This is a genomic window from Enterococcus sp. C53 (assembly GCF_040887425.1).
GTDB classification, from domain to species: domain Bacteria; phylum Bacillota; class Bacilli; order Lactobacillales; family Enterococcaceae; genus Enterococcus_B; species Enterococcus_B hirae.
Window position 1 is genome coordinate 104911 of the sequence record NZ_JBFOFT010000010.1, and the last position, 14621, is coordinate 119531.

General features: G+C 37.7%; 16 protein-coding genes, 2 tRNA genes and 1 pseudogene. 1 reads left to right on the forward strand and 18 read right to left on the reverse strand.

The window, feature by feature from the left end; genetic code table 11:
• Nucleotides 1–84: 84 nt before the first annotated feature.
• The 7 genes and pseudogenes from prfB to AB3I42_RS12185 all read right to left on the reverse strand — a co-directional run bounded on the left by prfB (nt 85) and on the right by AB3I42_RS12185 (nt 7707).
• A protein-coding gene (gene prfB / locus AB3I42_RS12155) for a peptide chain release factor 2 (protein WP_178243920.1) occupies nt 85–1183 on the reverse strand; the annotation gives its coding sequence in 2 pieces (ribosomal slippage) (nt 85–1110 and nt 1112–1183; 1098 coding nt in all).
• A gap of 145 nt (nt 1184–1328) precedes the next feature.
• On the reverse strand, nt 1329–3863 hold the full coding sequence (gene secA, locus AB3I42_RS12160; RefSeq protein ID WP_010718571.1) for a preprotein translocase subunit SecA: 2535 nt from the start codon (nt 3861–3863) through the stop codon (nt 1329–1331).
• 215 nt (nt 3864–4078) lie between these two features.
• Nucleotides 4079–4639, reverse strand: coding sequence for a ribosome-associated translation inhibitor RaiA (gene raiA, locus AB3I42_RS12165; RefSeq protein WP_368022523.1), 561 nt, complete (start codon nt 4637–4639; stop codon nt 4079–4081).
• Nucleotides 4640–4772: 133 nt separating this feature from the next.
• Nucleotides 4773–5462, reverse strand: a pseudogene (locus AB3I42_RS12170) (ComF family protein).
• Nucleotides 5449–6822 (reverse strand): DEAD/DEAH box helicase, encoded by a 1374-nt coding sequence (locus AB3I42_RS12175; RefSeq protein WP_010737974.1) that lies wholly within the window; start codon nt 6820–6822, stop codon nt 5449–5451. The pseudogene AB3I42_RS12170 and the gene AB3I42_RS12175 overlap by 14 nt, the downstream one beginning before the upstream one ends.
• A 176-nt stretch (nt 6823–6998) precedes the next feature.
• Nucleotides 6999–7322, reverse strand: coding sequence for a PTS sugar transporter subunit IIB (locus AB3I42_RS12180; RefSeq protein ID WP_010718577.1), 324 nt, complete (start codon nt 7320–7322; stop codon nt 6999–7001).
• A 97-nt stretch (nt 7323–7419) separates the two neighbouring features.
• Nucleotides 7420–7707, reverse strand: a complete 288-nt coding sequence (locus tag AB3I42_RS12185; protein ID WP_010718578.1) for a hypothetical protein — start codon at nt 7705–7707, stop codon at nt 7420–7422.
• Between the two features lie 134 nt (nt 7708–7841).
• Between AB3I42_RS12185 and AB3I42_RS12190 the strand changes: the two genes are divergently transcribed.
• Nucleotides 7842–8483 (forward strand): YigZ family protein, encoded by a 642-nt coding sequence (locus AB3I42_RS12190; RefSeq protein WP_025480523.1) that lies wholly within the window; start codon nt 7842–7844, stop codon nt 8481–8483.
• Nucleotides 8484–8578: 95 nt separating this feature from the next.
• Here the strand turns inward: AB3I42_RS12190 and AB3I42_RS12195 are convergent, their stop codons facing one another.
• The 11 genes from AB3I42_RS12195 to AB3I42_RS12245 all read right to left on the reverse strand — a co-directional run bounded on the left by AB3I42_RS12195 (nt 8579) and on the right by AB3I42_RS12245 (nt 14127).
• Nucleotides 8579–9286, reverse strand: coding sequence for a GntR family transcriptional regulator (locus tag AB3I42_RS12195; RefSeq protein WP_010737976.1), 708 nt, complete (start codon nt 9284–9286; stop codon nt 8579–8581).
• A gap of 256 nt (nt 9287–9542) precedes the next feature.
• A complete protein-coding gene (locus tag AB3I42_RS12200; RefSeq protein ID WP_010718581.1) occupies nt 9543–9713 on the reverse strand; it encodes a hypothetical protein in 171 nt (56 codons plus the stop codon).
• A 120-nt stretch (nt 9714–9833) separates the two neighbouring features.
• Nucleotides 9834–9905 (reverse strand) — tRNA-Gln (locus AB3I42_RS12205).
• A gap of 6 nt (nt 9906–9911) precedes the next feature.
• Nucleotides 9912–9992, reverse strand: a tRNA-Tyr gene (locus AB3I42_RS12210).
• Between the two features lie 87 nt (nt 9993–10079).
• Nucleotides 10080–10313, reverse strand: coding sequence for a DUF2969 domain-containing protein (locus AB3I42_RS12215; protein WP_010718582.1), 234 nt, complete (start codon nt 10311–10313; stop codon nt 10080–10082).
• An 83-nt stretch (nt 10314–10396) separates the two neighbouring features.
• Entirely contained in the window at nt 10397–11284 is an 888-nt protein-coding gene (locus AB3I42_RS12220; protein WP_025480524.1) for an ROK family protein, read from the reverse strand.
• Nucleotides 11285–11364: 80 nt separating this feature from the next.
• Nucleotides 11365–11862, reverse strand: a complete 498-nt coding sequence (locus AB3I42_RS12225; RefSeq protein WP_181914358.1) for an N-acetyltransferase — start codon at nt 11860–11862, stop codon at nt 11365–11367.
• On the reverse strand, nt 11849–12118 hold the full coding sequence (gene yidD, locus AB3I42_RS12230; protein ID WP_010718585.1) for a membrane protein insertion efficiency factor YidD: 270 nt from the start codon (nt 12116–12118) through the stop codon (nt 11849–11851). The genes AB3I42_RS12225 and yidD overlap by 14 nt, the downstream gene beginning before the upstream one ends.
• Nucleotides 12119–12298: 180 nt before the next feature.
• Nucleotides 12299–12475, reverse strand: a complete 177-nt coding sequence (locus AB3I42_RS12235; RefSeq protein WP_010718586.1) for a DNA-directed RNA polymerase subunit beta — start codon at nt 12473–12475, stop codon at nt 12299–12301.
• Between the two features lie 12 nt (nt 12476–12487).
• Entirely contained in the window at nt 12488–13789 is a 1302-nt protein-coding gene (gene murA / locus AB3I42_RS12240) for a UDP-N-acetylglucosamine 1-carboxyvinyltransferase (protein ID WP_368022524.1), read from the reverse strand.
• 104 nt (nt 13790–13893) lie between these two features.
• Entirely contained in the window at nt 13894–14127 is a 234-nt protein-coding gene (locus AB3I42_RS12245; RefSeq protein WP_010737981.1) for a DUF1146 family protein, read from the reverse strand.
• Nucleotides 14128–14621 lie beyond the last annotated feature (494 nt).

Below are 14621 nucleotides of genomic sequence, written 5' to 3' on the forward strand. Positions count from 1 at the left end.
TCTCAGTCTCTCACCATTATAGCATGGTAATGTTTCATCTTGCTTTCAAAATCTTACAATTTTATTTCAATTAAAGTCAACTATTTAGAGGTGCATTTTTAAATATCCGTCAATAAATAAGTCTAAATCGCCATCCATTACAGCTTGAACATTACCAGTTTCTACGTTTGTCCGGTGATCTTTTACCATTGAATATGGATGGAAGACATAGGAACGAATTTGTGAACCCCAACCAATTTCTTTTTGCTCCCCACGCAATGCTGCAGCTTCTTGTTCTTTCTTTTCAACCTCAAGTTGATACAACTTCGCTTTCAACATGCTCATTGCTTGTTCTCGGTTTTTTAATTGTGAACGCTGCGCTTGACTAGCTACGACCGTTCCTGTTGGAAGATGAGTGATCCGAACGGCAGACTCTGTTTTATTGATATGTTGTCCTCCGGCACCGCTTGCTCGGTACGTATCGATCTTCAAGTCATCTGGGTTGATGGCAACATCAATCGTTTCATCTAGTTCTGGCATCACATCGACCGAACAAAACGAAGTGTGGCGCCGTTTGGCTGAATCAAATGGGGAGATCCGAACAAGACGGTGGACACCTTTTTCCGATTTTAAATAGCCATATGCATTATGCCCTTTGATCAGTAAAGTCACACTTTTTATTCCTGCTTCATCCCCTGCTTGGTAATCCAATGTTTCCACTTGGTAGCCATGTTGTTCTGCCCAACGTGTATACATGCGTAACAACATACTTCCCCAGTCTTGGGATTCTGTACCCCCTGCTCCAGGATGAAGTTCGACGATTGCATGGTTGCGATCATATGGACCATCTAAAAGCATGGCTAATTCATACGTCTTCATTTTTTCGTCTAATAGTTGGATTCTATCTTCTGCTTCTTGTTGCATTTGAGCATCTGGTTCTTCTTGCAACATTTCTACCATTAGGGCTAACTCTTCTAATTCTTCAGCTAACGCATTGAATTGATCATACGTTTCTTTATTTGTGTTGTTTTCATTGATCACTTTTTGTGCTGCTTCGCTATCATCCCAAAAACCAGGCTCTGCCATTTTGGCTTCAGCTTCAGCGATGTCTTCTTCCAACCGATCTAAGTCAAAGAGACCTCCTGAAACTTGTGACCTTTTCTTCCATCTCAGCTAATAAGTTACGGATTTCTGAAATCTCCATAAACTTCCCTCTTTCTATCTACATTATTTTATGTTTTATTCAACCACTTTAGTTTAACAGAAACGCTTCATAACAGAAAGAAGGTGAGTCGATTCTTAATCAAAAAGAACCGATCTCACCAATCTTATCTGCTAGCTGTCAAAAATTAGTTCTCATCTTTTCCATGACAGTTTTTATATTTTTTCCCGCTACCACATGGACAAGGATCATTTCTGCCTACTTTGTTCACGTGAACCGGTTGTTTTTTGGCACTTGTGTTGCTATTTTCTTTTGCATCACCGGTAGTTGGTTGAACTGCTTCGCCGGTTGACACTTGCTCCCGTTGAACATTTTGACGAATCTCAGCTTTCATAAAGAGACGAGTCACTTCATATTCGATCGCTCCAACCATCTCTTCAAACATCTTGTATCCTTCTGTTTGATACTCAACCAATGGATTGTTTTGTCCATATGCTCTAAGACCGATTGATTGGCGTAATTGATCCATAGCATCGATATGATCGGTCCATTTCGAATCCACTACTCGTAGAATGACTACTTTTTCAAATTCTAGTAATTGTTCAGGTCCGTTGAGCTGGTTAGCTTTCGTATTAAATACTTCTTGTGCTAACTCATTTAAATATTCTTTGATCTGTTGCGGTTCTTTCCCTTTAAGGTCATCGATTGAGATGCTATCTTCATGGACTAATGTACTACCTGCAAAATCAACGATTCCTTCAAGGTTCCAGTTGTCTTTTTCTAGTTGTGTGTGTGCATCTACTACCCGACTGATCGTACGTTTGATCATATTCATCATTGGTTTAGACAAACTTGTTTCTTCCATGATGACTTCTTGACGTTGTTTGTAGATAACTTCGCGTTGTTCTCGCATTACATCATCGTATTGTAAGACATTTTTACGAGTATCGTAGTTATTTCCTTCGACACGTTTTTGTGCTGATTCCACTTGTTTTGTCAGCATCTTACTTTGGATCACTGCATCCTCTTCACCGATTTTCATGCGATCTAAGAATGCTTTGATCCGTTCAGAACCAAATCGTTTCATCAGATCATCTTCCAATGAAAGATAGAATTGAGACATCCCTGGGTCTCCTTGACGTCCAGCCCTACCACGTAATTGATTATCGATACGACGTGATTCATGACGTTCTGTCCCGATAACAGCTAGTCCGCCTAGTTCTCTGACACCAAGTCCCAACTTGATATCTGTACCACGTCCAGCCATATTCGTTGCAATCGTCACCGCACCTTTTTGACCAGCATTCATGATGATCTCCGCTTCTTTGAAGTGGTTTTTTGCATTCAATACTTCATGTGGGATACGTTCACGATTCAACATATCAGACAATAATTCTGAAGTTTCCACTGCTACCGTTCCGACAAGAACAGGTTGTCCTTTGCGGTAACGTTCTTTGATGTCTTGCACCACCGCTTGGAACTTGCTAGTCAATGTTGGATATAACAAATCAGGTCGGTCGTCACGAATGACTGGACGATTTGTTGGGATTTGACAAACTTGAATATTATAGATTTCCCGAAACTCTTCTTCTTCTGTTTTTGCTGTACCAGTCATACCTGACAGTTTCTTATACATTCGGAAATAGTTCTGGAACGTGATTGTCGCCATCGTCTTCGTTTCGTCTTCGATCTCTACGCCTTCTTTTGCTTCAATCGCCTGATGTAATCCATCAGAGTAGCGGCGTCCATCCATGATACGACCAGTAAATTGGTCAACGATCAAGACTTTTCCATCTTGGACCACATAGTCAATATCCAAGATCATGATATAGTTGGCACGCAATGCTTGATCCAGATGGTGGGTTAAGGCAGTATTTTCAATATCATATAGATTTTCTAAGCCAAATGTTTCTTCGGCTTTCTCGATCCCTGCTTCAGTCAAGCTGATTGTTTTCGATTGCACATCGATTTTATAATCTTCTTCTTCTTTCAAACGTTTCACAAAATTATCTGTTCTTGTATATAAAGCTGTTGATTTTTCAGCTTGACCTGAAATAATCAACGGTGTTCTTGCTTCATCGATCAAGATCGAATCGACTTCATCGACAATCGCATAATTCAATGGTCTTTGAACCATTTGATGACGATAAACGACCATGTTGTCTCTTAGATAGTCGAAACCTAATTCATTATTGGTACTATAGGTAATATCACAATTGTAAGCATCTCGTTTTTCGTCCGCTGATTTTGAATTGATATTCAAGCCAACTGTTAAACCTAAAAAGTTATATAATTCGCCCATTTCAGAGGAGTCACGAGTAGCCAGGTATTCATTGACAGTAACGACGTGAACGCCTTCTCCCGTCAATGCATTCAAATAAACCGGCATTGTCGCTGTTAAAGTTTTCCCTTCACCAGTACGCATCTCTGGGATATTTCCATCGTGAAGAACGATCCCCCCCATCAATTGTACATGGTAAGGATAAAGTCCCAACACTCGTTTGGCAGCTTCACGAACTACCGCAAAGGCTTCCGGTAATAATTGATCTAAAGTTTCCCCTTTTTGATAGCGAGCTTTAAACTCAGCTGTTTTTGCTTGTAATTGTTCATCTGTTAATGCTGCCATTTCGTCAGCATGATCTTCTACTTTTTTAGCAATACGATCTAAACGTTTTAGTTCTTTTTTATCATTTTCGATAATCGAACGAATAAAATTGGCCATGCGTTGTATAATCTCCTTTTTACATATATTATCCAGATTATGTAGATTCTAGTTTCTATTTTATCATTAGTTCTAGATAATTGAAATATCTTAACACAATTAATGTAATATATTCACAATTAATTCACAATTTCTGACGTAGACAAAAAAGAAGCTGTGGCAAACCGTGAAGGGTTTGCCACAAGCTTTTTACTGCTTTTTCTAATTGTTATTTATCAGTCGGTTTCAATCAAACCGTATTTGCCATCTTTACGACGGTAAACGATACTTGTACCATTGGTTTCTGCATCTTCAAAAATAAAGAAATTATGACCAAGCATGTTCATTTGTAGAACAGCCTCTTCACTGTCCATTGGTTTCAGTGATAAACGTTTCGTGCGGACAATGTCTAATTCAGAATCATTTTCATGATCGGCATCGTCAGCTTCGTTATTGAATAATACCGCTGCATCGGCTGTGTTCATACCGGTTTCGCGAGATTTACGGTTAATTTTTGTTTTGAATTTGCGGATTTGTCGTTCCAATTTGTCAACTACCAAATCAATACTTGCATAAAGATCAGGTGATGTTTCTTCGGCACGCAATACAAGATAAGGTAATGGAATAGTTACTTCCACTTTCGCTGTTTTTTCAGTATAAACTTTTAAATTTACATGTGCTGTAGCATCGGGTGCATCACTGAAATAGCGTTCAAGTTTTCCTACTTTTTTCTCAACGTAGTCACGAATCACTTCAGTTACTTCGATATTTTCACCGCGTACATTGTATCTAAACATAAAAATTACCCCTTTCGTCTACCACAATCAAGAAGGAGAAGGACCACTCTTTCCCTCTTCTTACTACCATTATATCGAACTCTAATCCATTTGCAAACTAAATCGCTATCAAGGACATTCGTTTTTCATTTATTTATCGAGCTAGCGAAAAGGTGCGGATTTTTTCAGGAGCATGTGGCAATAAACAAGAAGCAGCATGAAAAAGGGTTTGCCCCGTCGTATAGACATCGTCTACCAACAATACTTTTTTCCCTTTGATGATCGTTGGAACAACAGCTAATTTGAAAGGTTGGGTAGTTTTTAAACGTTCCTGACGTGTTTTTTGGGATTGTGGAAGTGAATGATCAGAGCGAGTCAGCAGTTGACTATAAGGTATTTTAGCTACTCTCAACATTTCAATGACCTAATTAAACCCACGTTCTTTTAAACGAGCAGTTGCTAGTGGGATTGGACAGATTTGATAATCGCTAAATTCTTGTTGTATTATTTGCAACTGTTTAGCAAATGTACCTGCCAGTCGGACATCTCCCATAAATTTATAGCGCTTTAACCATTCTTTGAAGGCTGAATCATAGTAAAAACAAGCATGATGACTGAAATCATAATTGGGATAGGCGTTTTTCCAGGCGATACAATCTTCACAATACGTAATATCACCAGGCAGTTCTTTCTGGCAAGTTCGACAGCTTTGCTGTTTATTTATCGGACGAAACAAATTTGAACAGTCCTCACAAATCTGAGGAAGAATCTTTCCCAATCCAAGAATCTCGCTGATCTTCAAATTTCGGATGACTTGTTTTTGACAATAACTACAACGATTCATGTGTTTTTTCTCCTCTAGGCTCACTATTTTTCATAGCAAGCTGCTTTTTTCCCTGACGATTCATTTCTTTGATCTCACGACAGGCTAATTTGATAGCTTTTGTCAGTTCTTCATAGAAAAAATAGACTTGGCTATTGGTAAAATCTCCCTTTCGATCGGCTCGACCAGCGATTTGTACAAGGGAAGATTTAGTAAAAACACGGTGATCAGCGCCTAACACGATCACTGACACATTTGCAAATGTTACCCCACGTTCCAAAATCATTGTAGTAAGTAACACATCATATTGTTGCTTTCTCATTTGCTGAACTTTTTCTGAACGGTTTGGATCTTTTGCGGATGCATCGGTAATACGGTACATGGGTAAACAACGCTTTAACAGTGAGGCTAATCGATTCATCAAGGCAATCGACGGACAAAATAATAAGACATGATTTTGTTGGAGCAGCATGTTTAGACACTTCAAAAGTGGTCGAAGTTTTTTTTCTTTCAAACATTTATTCGGCCAGTCATTCCAAAAAAACAAATGTGGTTCAGGCAATAACCGTTGATGAAAGCGAAGTGGCAATTGATGGATCAAAAAGGTTGAACGGATTTTTTTCAGTAGCTGCTCATTAGGTGTCGCACTTAAATAGATAAATGTTCCTTTTGGTTTAATTGCAGTTTCAACAGCATAAGCTAACCCAGGATCTCCTGCAAAAGGGAACGCATCCACCTCATCGACGACTAACAGATCAAACGTCTGATAAAAACGATACAGCTGATGCGTAGTCGCAATCACGAATGGACTAAAGCGATAGGCTTCTTTCTTTTTTCCATGAAGCAGGACAATGTCTTCTTCTGGAAAAACGCCACAAAAACGTAGGTAAAGTTCGTTGCACACATCAACCCTAGGTGAAACTAATGCGACTCGTCCACCTTTTTCTAACGTTTTTATGACCTTTTCATAAAGCATCTCAGTCTTTCCCGCTCCTGTCACAGCCCAAATCATGTGCTGTTTTCCCGAGACATCAGTGACCAAGTTCGTAGAAATCGCTTGTTGAGTTGGCGTTAACTTTCCTGTCCAAGTAAAACAGACATTTCTTTTCGGCAACTCAGGTTGTTCAAATAAAAATAATTCTTGTGTGTTGTCACAACGACCTAAAAAAAGACAAACAGGACAAAAGATGATTGGTTGCTTTTGCTCTGATTTACCTATTTTTGTTCGCATGCTGCATCGATTACATGTTAACCAATTTCCTTGTAGATGAATGGCAGCTAGTTTCTGATAGCGAATCTGTTCAAAACTCTCTGTCCATTCTCTCAAGTCTCTCGTAAGTAATCGTCTGCCATATAAACTGCATAAACTACTTTTTTTCATCTAATCCCCTAAAAGAAGATACGCTACATCAGTCCATTCTTCAAAAAAATTTGAGAATGAATGGTTATTTGAAGCGGTTAGTATAAAAAATAAGCCGAAAAATCCTTGAATAGGCGACCTATTCGCTGGATTTTTCAGCTTGTTTCCGATATGAACATCTTAGTATGCTCTGTCCTTTATTTGTTTTCAATTAAATGGATGGCTTGTTGTAATACTTTTTCGCCATTCATCAAACCATAATCTGCCATATTGATAATATCTAATGGGATTCCTTTTGGTTCTAGACGTTTTTCAAAATCAGCCTTCATGAAGCGGACTTGTGGTCCCAACAGCAAAACATCAACTTCTTTAGAAGCTAGCTGATTATCGGCATCAGAAGCTGATACGGCAAAAATATCCGTATCAATTCCTTGTTCTTCAGCAGCTTTTTGCATTTTTGTTACAAGTAAACTGGTACTCATCCCAGCAGAACATACGAGCATGATTGTTTTTTTAGTCATTTTACTCTCTCCATTCTTTCAACTTTTGCAAACGATTTCTTTTTTTTACTTGTGTGATTATTATACAAAAAAGCAAGATAATGTCAACGTTTTCTTATCAGTCGAATAGCCAACTCGATTTAACTAATTGATTGAACACAACATATTCTTTTTTTAAATTGATCACCACAACCTCGTAGCCAGCATTGATCCAGCCATATGCTCCTTTTTCTGGGTGCTTATAATCATTTGCCCACCAATCAGTGCTTTGTCTAGCTGATTTAGGGAGCCCATAACTTGGAAAAAGAAGTTCGTCGATCTGTGTAAATGTTAAAGTAACCTGTGATCCCCCGTTATTTTTTAAATATTGGGTGATGGCGTCATATTTTTTTATGCGTTCTTTCATCCCCATCTCACCTTTCTTTCTTCTATTATCCCATAGACTCTCTTCATTACTCAAGTATTATAAGTGTTGAAACTAAAGGAATAATTCATTATACTTTGACTATTATCAACTACTTGTAAGGAGGAAGCATCACGCTGAATAGTTATAGAACCATCCAAGCAGACGGTCAAGCAGAAATCGAAGTCAAAAAATCTCGTTTTATTTGCTCTATGAAACGAATTGAAACGGAAGCAGAAGCTAAAGCGTTTATTCAGGCAATGAAAAAAGAACATTGGAAAGCAAACCATAACTGTAGTGCTTTCGTTCTCGGTGAAAAAAATGAAATTCAACGCAGTAGTGATGACGGTGAGCCTAGTGGTACGGCAGGTGTCCCAATGCTGGAAGTACTTAAAAAAAATGAATTGATCAATGTGGTCGCTGTCGTCACACGCTATTTTGGTGGGACAAAATTGGGTACCGGTGGTTTGATTCGTGCCTATACACAGGCTGTTTCTCACGCACTAATTGAAATCGGGATCGTGGAAGGAACACAACAGCAAGAAATAGCTGTCCATATCACCTATCCGCAATTAGGTAAATTAGAAAATATGCTTGAGTTGAAACATATTCCTATAAAAGAAACGATCTACACAGACAAAGTCACGGTTCACTGTTTGATTGTAGAAACAGAAGTTACTGCATTTAAAACAGCAGTCGTTGAATTATTGAATGGACAGGTGGAATTTACAGATGGTCCAATTTCCTATCATGAACAACTGGTAGAAGCTGACCAGTAATCACTCTATCCGCTGATCTCGAAATCAAAAAAGAAGAGCCTAGGACAAAACTTGTCTCAGGCTCTTCTTTATTTGGACTGTTTCGCATCCCTCTTTTATTTCTCTAAATAAAATTCAAAACGATTCCCTACATATTGCGTACGAACATATTCAAATGGGGTACCGTCATCAAAATAAGAAGTTTGGCGTAAACGTAACACAGCATCTCCTTTTTTTACTTCTAAATATTCTGCAATTTTTTCTGAAGCAAGAATGGCTGTTATTGTTTGATTAGCTGCCCCGATCTTATGCCCACTTTTCTCTTCGAGTACCCGATAAAGAGAATTGGTAATTTCAGATTTACTATAGTCTGCAATAATCTTTTGCGGGATACTGGCTACTTCAAAACAGATTGGTATATCATCAGCATAACGAATTCGTTCCATACGAAGAATCGTTTCGTCTTTTTCCAGTTTCAGCTTCTCCATTTCACTAGAACTTGGGGAAGTTAAAAAATAAGAGATTGTCCGACTGGAGGGTACTCTATTCTGTGATTCCATAATTTCAGTAAAACTGGTCGCACCCGACATCTTTTCTTGGACTTTTTCTCTTGCAACATATGTACCTGAGCCAATTTTTCTTTCCAAAATCCCTTCATCAGCCAGGTTTTGAATGGCTTGACGTAAAGTCATTCGACTAACATTGAATTTCACTGCCAATTCTCTTTCAGAAGGAAGGCGATCACCGATTTTCCAAATACCTTGTTCGATTTCACTTTTGATCTGATCATGGATTTGTATATAGACTGGTAGTTGATTCGACATAATGTATATCCGCCCTTTCATTTCCTTTATTATAACTGGTATATACCTGGTTCACAACTGAAAAGGAAAAAGTTTCTTTTGCTCGACTAATTGTCGATCAATCATTTGCCAACCCGTTTATTTTATCCGAAAGTTTATGTAAGTAATTGTGTTTCCTTCCTCTTTAATCCAAGTGGAAGGATTGAAAATCATTTTGTAAAATAACAAAACCTCCAAAAGACAGCAAAATCACTGTTTTTTAGAGATTGTGTTATTCTTAACGGTTTTTTGAAAGCCATTTTTTTGTGTGATTGGTTGGACGCTTTGATTTCACTTGTATCGCTTTTTCTGATTTTTTCGGTAACCGGACTTCTACCTGATACTTTTCCGACTTAATCAAATCATAGATTTTCTCTGCAGTCTCATCTACTTTTTCTTTCCACTTCATTTTACTGCCCCCTTTTTTTGATCTACCTACTATTCACTCTAGCCTATTTCTTGATAATCTTCAAGAAACAAGCTGTTTTCACACAAAAAAAGAGTGATCTTAATAGATCACTCCGTACTACTGGGGTAGCTGGATTCGAACCAACGCATGAGGGAGTCAAAGTCCCTTGCCTTACCGCTTGGCTATACCCCAATGAAATGGAGGAGAGTGGATTCGAACCACTGAACCCTAAGGAACGGATTTACAGTCCGTCGCGTTTAGCCACTTCGCTACTCCTCCGAAAGGTTTGTATCAACCTGACTTAGTTATAATACCTAATTTTCCAGATTTTTGCAACCCCTTATTGAAAATTTTTTTGATATTTTTTTATTCGTGTAGATTCCAGTGACGAATAACTGTTTCTATCGCGTTTTCAAGACTCTTTTCTTTCCCAAAATCTTCTTCACCAAAAAAAATTTCAAATTCTTTTGGTCCATAAGCCAAAATTTCCCCAATCATTTTTTTACCAATAAATAACTGAGTCACATCATAAGTTGTTCCTTTGATTTGTTTTTTGACTTCTTCGATACGTACTTCAATATCTTTATTTTTTTTTGACATCTTTTTCCACCTCCATGATAGTTTATCATATTCAATCATGGAATGCCTACCATATGTCTAAAAGTTTTGTTCAACGCTATGCATCATTGAACTAAACCTTCACGTTGAGCGGTGAAATTGGCAGCTGCTCCAATCAAATTTGCATCATTTCGATAATCACATAATAAAATTTTAGGATCAAAGTCATTTAGTTCTAAATCAGTAGTTAATTGTTTCATTCGTTGATTGATTTCTGTTAATAACCCTGCTTTTGCAGAGATCCCCCCGCCAATCACGATGACTTCAGGATCAATCGAAAATTGGATACTAAACAAACCTTTTGTTAAATAATTATAAAAATTATCTACCTCTTCTTTTGCTAGTTCATCCCCTTGTTCTGCTCGTTCAAAGACTTCTTTTCCGCTATAAGTCGTACGTGAAACTCCCAAACGGTCACAGTAACGCCAAGCCATTTGAACTGCTGTACCAAGCTTACTAAATGTTTGATTGCCTTCTAAGAACATCAAGCCAAATTCTCCCCCGTACAAATGAGCGCCTTTATTTAGTTGTCCTTGGGTAAAGATTGCCCCACCTACTCCAGTCCCAAGTACAACAAATGCTACATGTTGATATTCTTTCGCTGCGCCTTCATAATACTCAGCCATTCCAGCACAATTAGCATCATTTTCGATCGTCACTGGTAAATGGAAGAGTTCTTCCAGTTCATGAAAAATATTGAATCCGTGGATATAAGGAATGGCACTAATCCCTTCAATCAGCTGTTTCTCCTGATTCACTACTCCAGGTGCGCTGATTGCTACGCCTTCAATCGCCTTCTGTTTTACAAACGTTTGGAATACCTGTTTTAAATGCGCTTTCATTTCTTCCCATGTCTTAGGAGTCGGAAATTGGCTGGTGTCTTCAAGCGCTTGTCCATTCCAATAGCCATATTTTACTGCGGAACCACCAAAATCAAAAACTAAAATACCCATCATTTATTTGTCTCCTTTTCTCATACTGTTTTTATTTTAAGTCAAGCCACAGTATTTTGAAAGCCTTTTTATGGATGAGTTCAAATTTTCTTTGCTAGAGTTACTTGATCTCGTAAACGTTGGCCATTTTCATAGATTGGCTGTTTATAATTTTTGACAAAATAATCTTTTTCTCTAGAAATTTCCAGGAAGCCGATTTTTTTATACAGTTGTAAAGCTGCTGATGACGTACTCCCCGTCCGAATAATGACTTGTTGTTGGGTGGTTTTTAACTTTTTCATTTCTTTTAGTGTATGGGTAAGCAACGCGTAGCCGATTTCTTGACCTTGAACTTTTGGAGCTACAGCTAAATTCATTATTTCAAACACTAATTTATTTGTGATAAAAACGATCACTCCTTGAATGTCGTTTTCTGCTTTCCATATAAAACCAGCCCCTTGATCAATGTATCGTTGGACGTTTTCCTCTTCAGGATCTGCATCCAACAATAATGACCAAGGTAAAGTTGATTGCTCTAGTTTGACAATTCTTTTTTCTTCAGAATGCTCGGTCTTACCTGACTGTTTATTTTTCATCATAATTAGGCATCTCTTTATCTTTTTTATTACGTGTCAATTGGCAATTTAAAGGCACGTAATCGATTCCGCCCTTTACGAATGGATGGCAACGCAAAATGCGTGCTGTCCCCATCAGCGTTCCTTTAAATGCACCGTGTACTTGAATCGCACGTATCATATAGTTTGAACAAGTAGGATAGTACCGACAGCTAGGTGGGAAAGCAGGAGAAATAAACCGTTGATAAAAACGGACAATAGCCACTAAGATTTTTTTCATCTCATCACCTCATTATTAAAGCTTTGATCCTCATTCTTCTATTCATGACAAACGACTGTTCAAAGGAGCAATAATCTGCCAAACAGTGGAATGACTCACAATAAAAAAGGACTTCTCAAAAGCGAAAATTCGTTTTAAGAAATCCTTTGTTTGCTTACACTATCATTTTCACAAAACTCTTTATCTGAAAAAATCCTGGATGTGCAGCCACAAACTTGGTTGAAAAACCTTAAACGGATTTCCACCACCGATAACCCCGTATCCAATCATTGTTCCAGCTATAAATAAAAGAATTAGTAGTAGTATGACAACTAAAATCTTCACCAATGTGATTAAAATATACCGTTGACTACTCATTTTATCACGTCCTTAAACAGTGACTTGAGCTGTTTTATCAGCGGGCGTTTGATCGATTGCCACACGTTCCACATCTGCACCTAAGTTTTGCAATTTAATATGGAATTGATAATAACCACGATCTAAGTATTTAAGATTGCGAACGCGTGTTATGCCATTTGCTTTTAAACCAGCAAGTACTAATGCTGCAGCAGCTCGTAAATCTGTTGCATAAACTTCAGCACCTTGTAATTCATGATTCCCGTCCATAATCGCTACATTTCCATCAATCTTCACATGGGCGTTCATACGGCGCATTTCTTCCAAATGTTGGAAGCGATTCTCAAAAACTGTTTCAGTCACCATGCTCGTTCCCTCAGCGACTAACTGAATAGCAGTCATTTGGGCTTGCATGTCTGTCGGAAAACCAGGATGAGGCATTGTTTTGACGTCAGTTGGTAAAATATGTTTTGGACCAACAACTCGAATGCCGCCTTCTTCTTCAGTGATCGTTGCACCCATTTCAATTAATTTAGAAATCAACGGACGATTATGTTCTGAGATTGCATCTGCGATCAAGACATTTCCTTCAGTCATCGCTGCTGCTACCATAAAGGTACCTGCTTCGATCCGGTCTTGAACAATTGCGTGTTTCACTGCATGCAGATGACCGACTCCTTCGATACGCATCGTTTCCGTACCAGCACCATAGATATTTGCGCCCATTTTATTTAAAATATTTGCAAGATCTACAATTTCAGGTTCTCGAGCGACGTTTTCGATGATCGTTGTTCCTTTAGCTTTTACTGCTGCCATCATGATATTTTGAGTGGCTCCAACACTTGGAAAATCTAAATAGATCGTGTTACCGATCAATTCATCCGCAATAGCTTCGATGTAGCCATTTTTTTGAATGATTTTCGCACCCAATGCTTGGAATCCTTTAAGATGTAAATCAATTGGACGTTTCCCAATCGCACATCCCCCTGGCATGGCAACTTTTGCATGACCATTTCTAGCAAGTAATGGTCCCATTACAACGATAGAAGCACGCATTTGACTCACATATTCATATGGCGCTTCGATTTCTAATTGTCTTGACGCATCAAGCGTTACTTGATTATTGTCTTCATCAAACACTACATCTACATTTAAATGACGAATCACTTGATTCATAGTGAAGACGTCAGAAAGAATTGGAACGTTGTCTAAAACGGTTGTTCCTTCTTCAGCCAACAAACTAGCAGCTAAAATAGGTAGAACAGCATTTTTAGCTCCTTCGATTTTTACTGTTCCATTCAATTGTTTGCCACCTTTGACGATGATCTCTTCCATGTTGTTCCCCCCAAAAAATTCCAATGAGCTATAAAGACTCAAAATCTTTTCTATTATATCATTTCTTTTATTAAAATAGTACCTTTTTTTATAGTACCTTTTTTTTACTGCAGGCTAACGAAAAGATTTCGACACAATGCAATAATTTCTAAGAAGAAATTACTGGCAGTATATCCTAAAAAAATAGAGAAGAATACAATCGCCATTCGAATTTGCGTATCATGCAATTTTTTAAAAAACATCTCAATTCGCAGTGACCGCAACGACCAGAAAGCCAGATAAATAAAAGCTAAATGACTCACGATTCGAATAATTGCATCAATTCCGTATACTTGCATAGTGACGTCCCTTCAAAATTATACTTTTTTTAATAACTAACAAAATGATGATACCATAAATTGGAAAAATAGAGAAATTATTGGTTGTAAAAAGATGGAATTTGTTGGCTAAACGAGACGAGAATTTTCAAGAACTTTACATTCAAATGATGACTCTGTTTCAATACCTTATTTTTATAAACTATTTTAACTACTATTTCACATGCTTTTTTGATGAAAGTTGTTCCTTATTTGCTTATGTACTCATATCATTATAATAGAATTTACCATTGATAATTAAACGATTATTTAATATAAATATATGCCCTCTCTTATAGTGTAGGAACAAAAAATCCTTTGTTTAATTTCTTGATGATCGTACAATCAAGTCTATTTCTTTTTTTTGCCATCTTCTTTGTTTGTACTTTAAGGTCAGCTAAGTTATTTGTTATTGTTTCATTTAAATTCTTTTATCTACATATTCGTTGGTTGATTGTTTCTGGTTTCACTTGATT